Origin of the sequence: Gilvimarinus algae (genome assembly GCF_030518215.1) — a bacterium.
Lineage (GTDB): Bacteria > Pseudomonadota > Gammaproteobacteria > Pseudomonadales > Cellvibrionaceae > Gilvimarinus > Gilvimarinus algae.
In genome coordinates, this window is sequence record NZ_JAULRT010000062.1 from 795,344 (window position 1) to 808,763 (window position 13,420).

Consider the following 13,420-nt stretch of genomic DNA (forward strand, 5'->3'; position numbering starts at 1 on the left):
AAAGGCGCCCGAAGAGGCTTTAATTCATTCAAACCAGAGAGTTAAACAATGAAAGTAGGTTTTGTAGGTTGGCGCGGAATGGTTGGCTCCGTACTCATGGAGCGCATGCAGGCCGAAAATGATTTCGACGGCATAGAGCCGGTATTTTTTACCACCTCCAATATTGGTGGCGAAGCCCCCAAGGTGGCCGAGGGGCTGCCGCCGCTGAAAGACGCCTACGCGATTGATGAGCTCAAACAACTGGATGCGATTATTTCTTGTCAGGGCGGTGACTACACCAAAGGAGTGTTCGCCGACCTGCGCAGTGCCGGCTGGAATGGCTACTGGATTGACGCGGCCTCCAGCCTGCGCATGGATAAGGATGCGATCATTGTTCTCGATCCGGTGAATCTCAGCGTGATTAAAGACGGTCTCGCCCGGGGTGTTAAAAACTACATCGGTGGTAACTGCACGGTGAGCTTGATGTTGATGGGCCTCGGTGGCCTGTTCGCCAATAACCTGGTGGAGTGGGCCAGCTCCATGACCTACCAGGCCGCATCGGGCGCCGGTGCTCGCAACATGCGCGAGTTAATTGAGCAAATGGGCAGTATTCGCGACGCCGTGTCGAGCGAGCTGTCCGATCCAGCATCGGCTATTTTGGATATCGACCGCAAGGTGGCCGAGACCATGCGCTCTGGCGATTTCCCGGTGGAGAACTTTGGTGCGCCTCTGGCCGGCAGTGTGCTGCCGTTTATCGACAGCCAGCTCGACAGTGGGCAGAGCCGTGAAGAGTGGAAGGCGCAGGCCGAGACCAACAAAATTCTCGGTAACGAAGGGGCGCCCATCCCGCTGGACGGCACCTGTGTGCGTATCGGTGCCATGCGCTGTCACGCCCAGGCTCTGACTATTAAACTGAAAAAGAATGTGCCGCTGGATGAGATTGAGCAGATGATTGCCGGTCACAACGACTGGGTGAAGGTGGTGCCCAACGACAAGCCTTCTACGCTGCGCGATCTGACACCCACGGCGGTCACCGGTACCCTGGGTATTCCGGTGGGGCGTCTGCGCAAGCTGAGCATGGGGGGCGAGTACCTCAATGCCTTTACCGTCGGTGATCAGCTGCTGTGGGGTGCGGCCGAGCCGCTGCGCCGGATGCTGCGCGTGCTGCGCGAGTCCTGATTGGCAGTGACCACGAGGCCCCGGTTCGTCCACCGAACCGGGGCTTTGTTGTATGTGAGCGGCGCATATTCTCGCATTTTTGTGGAGAAGGCCCTGTTTTCATCAAAAAAGCGGTGTTAAGCAAGGGCTAGGTCTGGCATAAGTATTGATAAAAAGCTATTTATAATGAATACTTACAGTCGATTGTGAAGAATTATTCGAGGTTTTGGGGCCTCTCAACAACAATTTTGGCTGGCCACTTCTGATTGAGTGGCTGACAGGATGTCGTAGGGCCGGGCTGTCGGATGGCCGGGGGAGACAATAAAAGGAAAGTGCTATGCATCTTCGTAAGCTGGTTTTACTGCTTGGGGTTCTATCGCTTGTCGTGTCGCGCTCGGTGCTGGCACTGGGGCTTGGCGATATAACGCTTAACTCATCTCTCAATCAGCCACTGGATGCGCACATCAGGTTGCTGGATGTCGGGGATCTGGGAGCAGACCAGATCGTTGTCAAACTCGGCTCTCAGGAAGACTTTGACCGCGTAGGTCTCGAGCGCTCTTTCTTCTATTCCCAGTTACGTTTTAACGTGATTACCGACTCGGCCAAGGGGCCTTTTATCGCGGTCACCAGTCGCGATCCTGTGCGTGAACCCTTTTTGAGCTTTATCGTGGAGGTGCGCTGGACCAGTGGTCGCCTGCTGCGTGAATACACCGTTCTGTTGGACTTGCCAACCTTTGCTGAAGACGGCGCTCAGCCCGTGCAGGCCACGGCAACCCCCGTCCGTTCCAGCACAACACCGGTAAAGAGTGAGCCGGTACGGCCAGCGCAGGAGCCCGGCGCCGTATCGGCACAAACCTCCGGCGGCGGTGAACAATACGGGCCCGTGAAAGCCAATGACACGCTTTGGGAGATAGCCCGCGATTATCGCCCCGGACGTGTTTCTATTCAGCAAACCATGCTGGCGATTCAGCGCGCCAACCCCGAGGCGTTTATCAATAACAACATCAACCTGCTGCGTAAAGGGCAGGTTTTGCGCATTCCTTCAGAGCAGGAAATTCGCTCCGTCACTACCCGCCAGGCCATCAGTGAGGTGGCGCAGCAGAACCGTGAGTGGTCCGGCAACGCCATGGGGGCTCAGTTGGATGCCTCTGGTCGTGGCGGCAGTGTCAATCGCTCCTCTGAGGGTGTCAGCGGCCGGGTCAAGCTGGCTGCACCGGGCACTACCGGTGATTCCGGCTCTGCGCAAGGTGGCGGCTATGGTAGTAGCAATGGCGGGGCGACCGCCCGCGAGTTGGCCGAAGCCGAAGAGGAGCTTGAGCGCACTAAAAGCGAAAACAGTGATTTGCGCTCGCGTGTGAGCGACCTTGAAGGTCAAATTGAAACCATGGAGCGGTTGCTGGAAGTGAGTAACGAGCAGCTGCGCGCCCTTGAGTTGGCCGCCAATGACCCCGAGGCCACAGCGGCTGACGGCGGTACGGATTCGGCACAACAAGACAGCCAGTCTGAAACAGGCGAGCAAGCGCCGGCTAGCCCGACCGCCGATGCAGAGACTGATCCGGTTGCCGAGGAAACCCAGGAGGCAGCCGAAGAGCCCGAGCCTGCTGAGCCGGCACGCGAAGTAAACCGGGTTGTGCGTTCGGCGCCAGAGCCGACCTTGATGGACAAGGTCATGGACAACATTCTCTGGATTGCCCTGGCCGTTATTGGTTTGATTGTTGCCGTATTTGTCGCCTTGCGCAGACGCAGTGGTTCACAAGAGCAGGAAGAATTCACTTCTGAGTTTGATGGTGATGTTTTTGCCGAGCCCGAGACCGACGACGCCAAAGAGGAAGAGGACACCACCGCGCTGGATCTGGATGACGACTTTGAGTCCGAGTTTGCCGACGCCGATGAAGGTCCTGCCGAGGCGGAAACCGGTGACGTGGTCAGCGAGGCGGATATTTACATTGCCTATGGTAAGTACGATCAGGCCGAGGAGATGCTCCTAAAAGGGTTGGAGAAGGAGCCCGGCTCCATGGCCATTAAGCTCAAACTGCTTGAGCTTTACGCCGAGAGCGGTGACCTGAGCGCCTTTGATGAACGCTATGGAGATGTCCTGGCAAGCGGTGACGAGAGCGCTATTGCGCGTGCTCGCGACCTGCGTGCGCAGTTCAGCGACGCGCCTGAATACGTTGCTGCCGCTGGTGCTGCAGCGGCCGCTGCCACGGTAGCAACTCAAAATCGTGCGCAGGATGACGAGGTATTTGAACTCGACCTAGAGCCCGCCTCTCAAGCGGACGATGAAGACTTTACTCTGGAGCTGGACGACGGTGGAGACGAGCTGACACTGGACGATCTGGATATCGAACCCGAGAGCTCGCAGCAATCCAATGACGCTGATGATGAGCTGACGCTTGAAGATGACTTTGATTTCGATTTGAGCGATGACGACGAATCGACGGAGTCCAGTGCGGCCACCGATGAAGTGGATCTTGAGGGTTCGCACTCGCGCTATGACCTCTCGTTTGATGAGCGCGCCGACAGTGGCGGCGAGGACGACGAACTGCTCGATTTCGACCTGGAGTTTGATGACGAAGAAACAGCGCCCAAAGCCGATGAGCCGAGTACCAGTGCCGACGACGAACTGTCCCTCGACGATCTCTCTTTGACTTTGGATGAGCCCGAAACCGCTGAGGCGCCCACTCTCGAACTCGAGCCGGAAAAAACCGACGAATCTTCTGAAGACGATTTTGATTTTGACCTCGAGTCTCTGGATGAGGCGCCGAGCGCTGAGAAAGATAAGGCGGAAGATGCCGGTGAAGTGGCCCTGAATGATGAGGCGCCTCTGCTGGATGAAGATCTCGATTTCAGCTTTGAAGAATCCACTGGCGAGGACGACGAACCAGAACTGGAAACCGCTTACTCAGAGCCGGAGCCCTACGCGCCCTCTGCAGCGCCATCCGGAGCTGACGAAGAGCCGGAGCCGCCCACGCTCGACCTAGCGGAAGACGATGCAGACGATTTCGATCTCGATCAGGCGATGGGCGATCTGGATCTGGAAGCACTGGATCGCGAAATGGCTGATTTGGACGCTCCGGAGCCCGAGCCTTTGGCTCAGCCCGAAAACGAGGCGCCACAGGCTAAGCCGCAATCCGACGCCGGTGCTGACGCCTTTGATGTCTCCGAAGACGATGCCTTTGATCAAGCGCTTGAGGGGGTAGATGACTCTCTGGAACTGGACGATCTTCCCTCGCCCGAATCAGTCAACGAGCCCGGCGATGATGACGAGGATCTGGACTTTTTGGCTGATGCCGACGAAGTCGCCACCAAGCTCGATCTCGCCCGTGCTTATATCGACATGGGCGATATGGACGGCGCGCGTGATATTTTGTCAGAGGTTACTGAAGAAGGTAACGAGCAGCAGCGTCAGGACGCCCAGGCTCTGCTGGAAAAAGTCGACAGCTAGCCGCTGCTTGTCTATCAAGGGCCTTGCGTGCGTCAGCGCGCAGGGCCTTTTTATTATTTGTCTGTCTATAGCGGAATACCAATTTGAGCTTTGAGTACACTCGCAACTGCGAAGTTTTAGCGGATACGCCCTGGCCGTCAGCCATGCGCCGGGTGGCCCTGGCTGTGGAGTACAGCGGCAGTGGGTTTCGCGGCTTTCAGGTGCAGCCTAGAGGCATCAGCACGGTACAGGGCGCGCTGCATAAGGCCCTGTCAGCGGTTGCCGATGAGCCGATTACCCTGGTGTGCGCCGGCCGCACCGATGCCGGCGTGCATGCCACCAATCAGATCGTCCATTTTGACACTCTGGCCGTCAGGCCCGAGAGAGCCTGGGTCAGAGGGGTCAGACCTCATTTGCCCGATGGTGTTGGCGTGCGCTGGGCACGTGAGGTTAAACCGCAGTTTCACGCGCGCTTCAGCGCCCGCTCGAGAGCCTACCGCTACCTCTTGACTGACGCCAGCGCTCGCCCGGCGCTGCTGCACGATCAGGTGACCTGGTCGCGCCGCGCCCTGAATGTCGAGGCGATGCGTGAGGCGGCCCAGGCGCTGGTCGGTGAGCACGACTTTACCTCTTATCGCGCGGTGCAATGCCAGGCTCGGTCACCCGTGCGCACCATAGAACACTTACATCTGGTGCGCCGCGGCGACCTGATTGTACTCGAGGTGAAAGCCAACGCCTTTTTGCACCATATGGTGCGCAACATCGTTGGCGTACTCATGGCCATAGGTGCTGGCGAAAAGCCTGTTGACTGGGCGGGTGAGGTGCTGCGGGCGCGAGATCGCCGCACGGGCGGCATGACGGCACCGCCTTTTGGTTTGTATCTCGTGGAAGTGGATTACGAGTCCGAGTTTGACCTGCCCAGGGCGCTGCCCGGCCCATTGTTCTTTCCCCAGCCAGTGGGCGCCTTGGGCGATTCTGACTCAGCGGTAAATTTCTGCTAAGATTCGCCCTCTCAAATTCAATAGACAGGGTAATCCCTTTGGCTGAGGTGCGCGTAAAAATCTGTGGTATGACCAGCGTCGCGCAGGCCGAGCAGGCGGTAGCAGCGGGCGCGGACGCTATTGGGCTGGTGTTTTATGAGAAGAGCCCGCGCCACGTGAACCTCGCCCTTGCGGCCGATATCGCCAGCGCCTGTGGCCCATTTGTGACGGTAGTGGGGCTGTTTGTCGATACGCCGCGCGAGCAACTGGATGCCATATTGCGAGCGGTTCCCCTTCACCTGCTGCAGTTCCACGGCAATGAGCCGGCCGAGATGTGCGAGGCCTACGGACGTCCCTACATGAAGGCGCTCAGAATGCGTCCGGAAATGGATGTGAATGGGGCACTTGTCCAATACCCCACGGCGGCAGGAGTGCTCCTGGATGCCTACCGGCCCGGTGTGCCCGGCGGCACGGGGGAGACCTTTGACTGGGAACGCTTCCCTGAAACAAGCCCGCGCCCTCTGGTCTTGGCCGGCGGCCTGACGCCCGACAATGTGGCAGAAGCTGTGGCGGTCACCCGCTGCTATGGTGTCGATGTCAGCGGCGGCGTCGAGTCCTCGCCAGGGGTTAAAGACCCGGCGCTGGTTGAGCAATTTATTACTAATGCCAAACGTGGCTAAGCCTTAAGTGAGTTGACCTGTGAATGATGTAAACAAGCAAACCGTGGATTACAGTGCTTTTCCCGATGAGCGCGGTCACTTCGGCCAGTTCGGTGGTCGTTTCGTGTCTGAGACATTGATCTACGCGCTGGATGAGTTGCAAGAAATTTATGCCGGCCTCAAGGATAACCCCGAGTTCCAGGCCGAGTTTGATCGTGATCTGGCCCACTATGTCGGCCGGCCGTCGCCGCTGTATCACGCCGAGCGCTGGAGCCGAGAGCTTGGCGGTGCGCAGATTTATCTTAAGCGCGAAGACCTCAACCACACCGGTGCTCACAAGGTGAACAACACCATCGGCCAGGCGCTCTTGGCGAAAATGACCGGTAAGAGCCGCGTGATTGCTGAGACCGGTGCCGGTCAGCACGGTGTGGCAACGGCCACTGTCGCTGCCAGACTGGGCCTCAAATGTCAGGTGTATATGGGCGCTGAAGATGTGCGCCGCCAGGCACTTAACGTCTATCGGATGAAGTTGCTCGGCGCCGAGGTGATTCCTGTCACCTCCGGCTCAAAAACCCTGAAAGATGCTATGAATGAAGCGCTACGCGACTGGTCCACCAACGTAGACGATACTTTTTATATTATCGGCACTGTTGCCGGCCCGCATCCCTATCCGCAGCTGGTGCGCGACTTCCAGGCGGTTATCGGCCGCGAAGCCCGGGCCCAGTGTCTGGAGAGGACCGGCAAGCTGCCTGACGCCCTGGTGGCCTGTGTGGGCGGAGGTTCCAACGCCATCGGCTTGTTTCACCCGTTTTTGCGCGATGAGTCGGTTGCCATGTACGGCGTTGAAGCCGGTGGTGACGGTGTTGATACGGGTCGCCATGCCGCACCATTGAATGACGGTATCCCTGGGGTCTTGCACGGCAACCGCACCTATTTGATGGAAGACGAGAACGGTCAGATTATCGAGACTCACTCGGTATCCGCGGGCCTCGACTACCCAGGCGTAGGCCCGGAACACGCCTGGCTCAAGGACCTCGGCCGGGTGAAATACGTGGCGATCAACGATGCCGAAGCTCTGGCGGCGTTTCGCAAGACAACGCGCACCGAGGGTATCATGCCCGCCCTTGAGAGCAGTCACGCTCTGGCCTACGCCGAAAAACTGGCACCGACCATGGATAAAGAGCAAATTATTATCGTCAATTTGTCCGGTCGGGGCGACAAAGACATTTTAACCGTTGCCGATATTGACGGCATTACGGTCTGACCGGGTGATGGAAAAGAATCAATGAGTCGAATCAGTCAGCAGTTTGAGCAGTTATCCAGCGCCGGTCGCAAAGCCTTGGTGGCCTACATTGTCAATGGCGATCCCGTGCGCGAAGCCACTTTGCCCACCATGCACAAAATGGTAGAGGCGGGCGTGGACATTATTGAATTGGGTGTGCCTTTTTCCGACCCTATGGCCGAGGGGCCTGTTATCCAGAAGGGCCACGAGCGAGCGTTGGTCCACCGTGTCAGCCTGACCGACACCATTGCCATGGTGGCTGAATTTCGCAAAACCAACCAGCACACGCCAGTGTTGTTAATGGGCTACGCCAACCCGGTCGAGCGCATGGGCTACGCCAGTTTCGCCGAGCGTGCGGCCAGCGCCGGAGTGGATGGTTTGCTCACGGTCGACCTGCCTCCCGAGGAGTTGGAAGGCCTCAAGCAAGAGCTGGCCAGCCGCGATATGGACAATATCTTTTTGTTGGCGCCCACCACCCGGGTAGAGCGGGCCCGCGAGATCGCCGCGCACGCCAGCGGGTTTTTGTACTATGTGTCACTCAAAGGGGTGACCGGGGCAGGGCACCTGGATATCGAGTCGGTCAAGCGCAAGCTGGACGAGTTCGGCAAGCTTACTGACCTGCCGATGTGCGTGGGTTTTGGCATCAAAGATGCCGCCAGCGCCAGCGCTGTGGCCAAGTTAGCCGATGGTGTGGTCATCGGCAGTGTGTTGGTTGATGCCATGGGCAAGATGGCTGGTCGCCCGGCGGGCGAGGTGGCCGATGCCGTAGGTGCTATTATCAGTGATATCCGCCAGGCGTTGGATAATCTGTAATTGGGGTAAGGTCGCCGCGCGCGGCTCACTAGATCGAGAGAGAGAACAATGAGTTGGCTTGAAAAACTGGTTCCCAGTGTTGTCCGCGCCGAAGGTAAAAAAGGCGCCAGCAAAGTGCCTGAGGGCCTTTGGAAGAAATGCGTGAAATGTTCTGCCGTGCTCTACCGGCCGGAGCTTGAGCGCAACTTGGATGTCTGTCCGAAGTGCGATCATCACATGCGTATCGGTGCGCGCCGTCGCCTGGATATTTTTCTCGATGAAACCGGCCGGCAGGAAATCGCTGCCGAGGTGGAGCCCATCGATCGTCTCAAGTTTAAAGACGTCAAAAAGTACAAGGACCGCCTGAGCAGTGCGCAGAAGTCCACTGGAGAGAAAGACGCCATCGTCGCTATGAAGGGTGAACTGAAAGGTATGCCGGTGGTGGCTGTGGCGTTTGAGTTTGCCTTTCACGGTGGCTCTATGGGCTATGTTGTGGGTGAGCGCTTTACCCGCGCGGCGAAAATCGCGCTGGAGGAAAACATCCCGCTGGTGTGCTTTCCCGCAACCGGTGGTGCTCGCATGCAGGAGGCTCTGATTTCTCTGATGCAAATGGCCAAAACCTCGGCGGTTATTGAAAAACTCAAGGGGCAGGGCACACCTTATTTTTCCATCATGACCGATCCGGTCTACGGTGGCGTTTCCGCTTCTCTGGCTCTGCTCGGGGATATCAACGCCGCCGAACCCGGCGCGAGGGCGGGTTTTGCCGGCCCGGCCATTATCGAGCAGACCATTCGCCAGAAACTGCCCAAAGGCTTCCAGCGCGCTGAGTTTTTGCTTGAACACGGCGCTATCGATATGATCATTCACCGCAGTGATATTCGCGATAAAGTGGCCGGCCTAATCGCCAAATTCACCCGGCGTGCGGAAGTGTCCTGACCACCTCAGTGAATCGTCAAAACCTTTGTGAATGGCTCGCTTGGTTAGAGCGGGCCCATCCCAGCGAAATTGACCTCGGTCTCGAGCGTATCCGCCAGGTGGCGGACAGACTCTCACTCGGCTCGGATGCCCGCGTTCTTACAGTCGCCGGCACCAATGGCAAAGGCTCGTGTGTGACCTTTGCCTCGGCGCTTATTCAAGGTAGTGGGCGCAAGGTCGGCACTTATACCTCTCCCCACATTCTCCACTACTGTGAACGGGTACGCATCGACGGTGTACCAGTGAGCGAGGCGCAGATGTGTGAGGCTTTCACCGCAGTGGATGAAGCCAGAGGAGAGGTGTCTCTCACTTACTTTGAGTTCGGTACCCTGGCGGCGCTCTGGCTGTTCGCGCGGCATCAGGTAGATGTGATGGTGCTCGAGGTGGGCCTGGGCGGACGATTGGACGCGGTCAATATCATTGATGCGGATGTGGCTGTGATCACCAGTATAGCGATCGATCACGAGGTCTGGCTTGGCTCTGATCGCGAAGCCATTGGCCGGGAGAAAGCCGGCATCGCCCGCAGCGGGCGCCCGCTGATTTGCGCAGACCGGGAGCCGCCCGAGTCCGTCCTGAGTGCTGCCCGTCACCTGGGCGCGCCTGTCGAGCGAATCGGTGTGGATTTTGAAATTACCGAGCAAGCCTCCGGCTACATGTTTTGCCGGGGCGATCGGCGCGTGAACTTGCCATCGTTGCACCTGCCCGCTGCCAGCGTCGCCGCCGCCATAGTCGCAGTAGAGACATTAGGCATTGCCATTGATGAGCTGGCACTGGTGCGCCTGGCGAATCAGACGCAGCTGCCTGGGCGCATGCAGCGTCTGCGCTCTGGGCGGGTAAGCTATATGTTGGATGTGGCTCATAATCCGGCCGCCACAGAGTATCTGGCAGCCAAACTCAGGGTTCAGCGACCGGCAGGTCGACTTCACTGTGTCTTTGCCGTAATGGCGGATAAGGACATCGACGGCGTCTTGGCGCCGCTGACACCGCTAGTGGATACTTGGTATCTGGCGCAGCTGAGCGATGTTCCGCGAGCCGCAGCGCCCGAAGCGCTGGCCGACAGATTGGCGAATGCCAAGGCCAATGTGGTGCAAGTCGGCTCAATGGCAACTTGCCTCGCCCAGGCGGCAGCTGTTGCCGGCGACGATGATCTGGTGCTGGTGTGCGGCTCGTTTTTTACCGTATCGGCGGCCCTGGCGCTATTGATCCCGGACGGCAGCTAACGGACTTGGTATCATGGCCCTTTCCCCATAACACTGGGCGCTGGAGGACAGGTGAACGACGGGTTAAAACAACGGTTGATTGGTGCCTTGGTGCTGACGGGCATCGCGGTGATCTTTCTCCCCGGCTTTTTTAAAGAGCAGCAGCTGCATCAGGTAGATACCCGCAGTCAGATTCCTCCACGACCCGAAACCCGGCCGATTGTGATCGAGGCTCCCCGGCCTGTGCAGGACAATCAGCTTCCTGAGGATCCGGACACGCTGTTTATGCCCGAGAGCGACCAGCCGGTAGCCGATGATTTGGCGCAGCTGGAGCAGTCCTACGCCACTAGCAGCAGTGCGCTGTCATCTGACGAGTCCCGGGAGGCGGTCTCGTCCTCTTCCTCTTCCGAGGTGATGGCCTCGTCCAGTGAGATGCTGGCCGCCTCTTCAGCCCCTGATTCCGACCCGCTGGCCACACCCGAAGCCTGGGTGGTCCAGGTGGCGAGCTTACGTTCGGCTGAATCGGCGCAGCAGCTGCGTAAAAAGCTGCAGGAGCGAGGTTACAAAGCCTATGTGCGCCTGGCCCAGACCTCGCAGGGACAGGTGAGTCGGGTGTTTATCGGCCCAAAAATCGATAAAGCCCTGGCGGAAGCCGTCAAAGCCGAAATCGACCCGGCGTTCAAGGTTAATTCACTGGTATTGAAGTTCGCTCCTTGAGTGCCCACTCGCCCCTCAGCGATGGTCAGGGTATGCCCGGCAGCCTGGCTCTGTTAGAATCTGCGCCTTCTCAAGTCCCGGAGTTATCCTGCGCATGAATTGGGCAGACTGGACCATTGTCGGCATACTGTCTGTATCCTGCTTGATCAGTATCAAGCGTGGTTTTGTCAAGGAAGCTCTCTCTCTGGCGGTGTGGATTGCCGCTTTTGTGATCGCGCTGATATTCGGCGATCGTCTCGCCACCCTCATGACCGGTCTGATCGACACGCCCTCGCTGCGCGCTATTGCGGCTTTTGCCATACTCTTCGCAGCGACGCTCGTGGTGGGCGCCATGGTGAATTACTTGATTGGCGAGCTGGTCCGCATGACGGGGCTATCGGGCACGGATCGGTTGTTTGGCATGGTGTTCGGCTTGGTCAGAGGCGCTATTTTGGTGATGGCTCTGGTCATATTGATGCCTTCGGTGATTCCTGTCGACAATGATGTATGGTGGCGCGAATCGGCACTCATTCCCCGTTTTCTGGTCTTTGAACACTGGGCCAGAGAGACAAGCGCCGAGGTGAGCGCCTGGGTGATGTCTCTTTTTGCGGAGCATTCGTGAACCCGGGCCCTTTTGATCATTGATGTGGGCTCGACGTGAACGGCTCCTGAGTTATTAACTGGTACACAACGTTAATTCGTTAGCAACAAAGGTGAGGCAACTATGTGCGGTATTGTTGGCATTGTCGGTAAGCGCGACGTCAATACTCAGTTATACGATGCGCTGACTATCCTCCAGCACCGTGGCCAGGATGCCGCCGGTATTGTCACATGCCAGGGTGGCAAACTCGCCCAGCAAAAAGCCAACGGCCTGGTGCGCGATGTTTTCCGCACCCGCCATATGCAGCGCTTGGTGGGTAATGTGGGCATTGGCCATGTGCGTTACCCTACCGCAGGCAGCTCTGGCCCTGCACTGGCTCAGCCTTTTTACGTCAACTCGCCGTATGGTATTGCGCTGGCGCACAACGGTAACCTCGTCAATGCCGATGAGCTGAGTGAAGAGCTGTTTAAAACCGACTTGCGGCACGTCAATACCGACTCAGACTCCGAAGTGCTGCTCAACGTCTTTGCCCACGAATTGCAGCTGCAGGGTAAGTTGGTGCCGGCTGAAGAGGACGTTTTTGCGGCCGTTGAAGGCGTACACAAGCGGGTCAGCGGTGGCTACGCCGTGGTGGCGCTTATCGCTCGCTACGGCATTGTGGCCTTTCGCGACCCCAACGGTATCCGCCCCCTCGTGTACGGCAAGCGGGAGACGGAGAAGGGCGAAGAGTACATGGTCGCCTCCGAAAGTGTTGCGCTGGATGTTCTGGGTTTCGATCTGATTGGCGATGTTGCCCCCGGCGAGGCCATTTACATTACCTTTGATGGTCAGTTGCATCGCAAACAGTGTGCGGCGAATACTCGCCTCACGCCGTGTATTTTTGAACATGTGTATTTCGCCCGCCCGGATTCCATCATGGATGGGGTGTCCGTTTACAAAGCGCGGCTGCGTCAGGGTGAAAAGCTGGCCGAGCAGATTTTGCGCGAGCGCCCCGATCACGATATCGACGTGGTCGTCCCGATCCCCGATAGCTCGCGAGTGGCAGGGCAGGCGCTGGCCTATAAAATCGGTGTTAAATTTCGCGAAGGGCTGATTAAAAACCGCTACATCGGCCGCACTTTTATCATGCCGGGCCAGCAGATGCGGAAAAAGTCCGTGCGTCAGAAGCTCAACGCCATCGAACTGGAGTTTCGCGGGAAAAATGTGCTCCTGGTCGATGATTCCATTGTCCGCGGCACCACATGCCAGCAGATAATCCAGATGGCGCGCGAGGCGGGTGCGGCCAAAGTCTACTTTGCCTCGGCCGCACCGGCTGTCGTCTATCCGAATGTGTACGGCATTGATATGCCAACCACAAAAGAACTGATTGCCCACGGTCGCAGCCACGATGAGGTCTGCCGTGAAATCGGCGCCGACTGGTTGGTCTATCAGGACCTTGACGATCTAAAAGCGGCCTCTGCCGAGGGCGGCAGTGGAGTGACGGAGTTTGACTGCGCGGTGTTTGACGGCGAGTATATTACCGGTGACGTGGATAAGGCTTATTTGGAAAAACTCGAAGCCTCGCGTCACGAGGGGAAAGCCAAAAAGAAAAAAGAGCTGCGGGCCAAGGAGGAAGAAAGTCCCATCGGCTTGCACAATGACACTGAAGATATGCATATCCACTGACGGGATGAAG

General features: G+C 58.0%; 11 protein-coding genes. All 11 read left to right on the top strand.

Annotated features, from left to right (window positions below):
* Positions 1-48: 48 nt before the first annotated feature.
* The 11 genes from asd to purF all read left to right on the top strand — a co-directional run bounded on the left by asd (position 49) and on the right by purF (position 13,410).
* Positions 49-1,158, top strand: coding sequence for an aspartate-semialdehyde dehydrogenase (gene asd, locus QWI16_RS18360; protein ID WP_302715453.1), 1,110 nt, complete (start codon positions 49-51; stop codon positions 1,156-1,158).
* 316 nt (positions 1,159-1,474) lie between these two features.
* Positions 1,475-4,582, top strand: coding sequence for a FimV/HubP family polar landmark protein (locus QWI16_RS18365; protein ID WP_302715455.1), 3,108 nt, complete (start codon positions 1,475-1,477; stop codon positions 4,580-4,582).
* Between the two features lie 143 nt (positions 4,583-4,725).
* The gene (gene truA / locus QWI16_RS18370) at positions 4,726-5,562 is read left to right on the top strand and encodes a tRNA pseudouridine(38-40) synthase TruA (protein WP_370659945.1); all 837 of its coding nucleotides are present in this window, start codon (positions 4,726-4,728) and stop codon (positions 5,560-5,562) included.
* A gap of 47 nt (positions 5,563-5,609) precedes the next feature.
* Entirely contained in the window at positions 5,610-6,221 is a 612-nt protein-coding gene (locus QWI16_RS18375; protein ID WP_302715612.1) for a phosphoribosylanthranilate isomerase, read from the top strand.
* 19 nt (positions 6,222-6,240) lie between these two features.
* A complete protein-coding gene (trpB, locus tag QWI16_RS18380) occupies positions 6,241-7,464 on the top strand; it encodes a tryptophan synthase subunit beta (protein WP_302715460.1) in 1,224 nt (407 codons plus the stop codon).
* A 21-nt stretch (positions 7,465-7,485) separates the two neighbouring features.
* Positions 7,486-8,295, top strand: coding sequence for a tryptophan synthase subunit alpha (trpA, locus tag QWI16_RS18385; RefSeq protein ID WP_302715462.1), 810 nt, complete (start codon positions 7,486-7,488; stop codon positions 8,293-8,295).
* Positions 8,296-8,343: 48 nt separating this feature from the next.
* Positions 8,344-9,210: an acetyl-CoA carboxylase, carboxyltransferase subunit beta gene (gene accD / locus QWI16_RS18390; protein ID WP_302715464.1), complete on the top strand. Its 867-nt coding sequence runs from the start codon at positions 8,344-8,346 to the stop codon at positions 9,208-9,210.
* A gap of 8 nt (positions 9,211-9,218) precedes the next feature.
* Positions 9,219-10,469 carry a bifunctional tetrahydrofolate synthase/dihydrofolate synthase gene (gene folC / locus QWI16_RS18395; RefSeq protein ID WP_302715467.1) on the top strand — a complete coding sequence of 417 codons (1,251 nt, stop codon included), beginning with the start codon at positions 9,219-9,221 and terminating at the stop codon, positions 10,467-10,469.
* A gap of 51 nt (positions 10,470-10,520) precedes the next feature.
* Positions 10,521-11,165: an SPOR domain-containing protein gene (locus QWI16_RS18400; protein ID WP_302715469.1), complete on the top strand. Its 645-nt coding sequence runs from the start codon at positions 10,521-10,523 to the stop codon at positions 11,163-11,165.
* A 94-nt stretch (positions 11,166-11,259) separates the two neighbouring features.
* Positions 11,260-11,766 (top strand): CvpA family protein, encoded by a 507-nt coding sequence (locus QWI16_RS18405; protein ID WP_302715472.1) that lies wholly within the window; start codon positions 11,260-11,262, stop codon positions 11,764-11,766.
* A 102-nt stretch (positions 11,767-11,868) separates the two neighbouring features.
* Positions 11,869-13,410 carry an amidophosphoribosyltransferase gene (gene purF / locus QWI16_RS18410; protein ID WP_302715474.1) on the top strand — a complete coding sequence of 514 codons (1,542 nt, stop codon included), beginning with the start codon at positions 11,869-11,871 and terminating at the stop codon, positions 13,408-13,410.
* The last annotated feature ends 10 nt before the right edge of the window (positions 13,411-13,420 follow it).

Excerpts from the sequence above, each read along its gene's own strand:
- asd (WP_302715453.1), top strand. The coding sequence starts at position 49 with ATGAAAGTAGGTTTTGTAGGTTGGCGCGGAATGGTTGGCTCCGTACTC.
- QWI16_RS18365 (WP_302715455.1), top strand. The coding sequence starts at position 1,475 with ATGCATCTTCGTAAGCTGGTTTTACTGCTTGGGGTTCTATCGCTTGTC.
- truA (WP_370659945.1), top strand. The coding sequence starts at position 4,726 with ATGCGCCGGGTGGCCCTGGCTGTGGAGTACAGCGGCAGTGGGTTTCGC.
- trpA (WP_302715462.1), top strand. The coding sequence starts at position 7,486 with ATGAGTCGAATCAGTCAGCAGTTTGAGCAGTTATCCAGCGCCGGTCGC.
- accD (WP_302715464.1), top strand. The coding sequence starts at position 8,344 with ATGAGTTGGCTTGAAAAACTGGTTCCCAGTGTTGTCCGCGCCGAAGGT.
- QWI16_RS18405 (WP_302715472.1), top strand. The coding sequence starts at position 11,260 with ATGAATTGGGCAGACTGGACCATTGTCGGCATACTGTCTGTATCCTGC.
- purF (WP_302715474.1), top strand. The coding sequence starts at position 11,869 with ATGTGCGGTATTGTTGGCATTGTCGGTAAGCGCGACGTCAATACTCAG.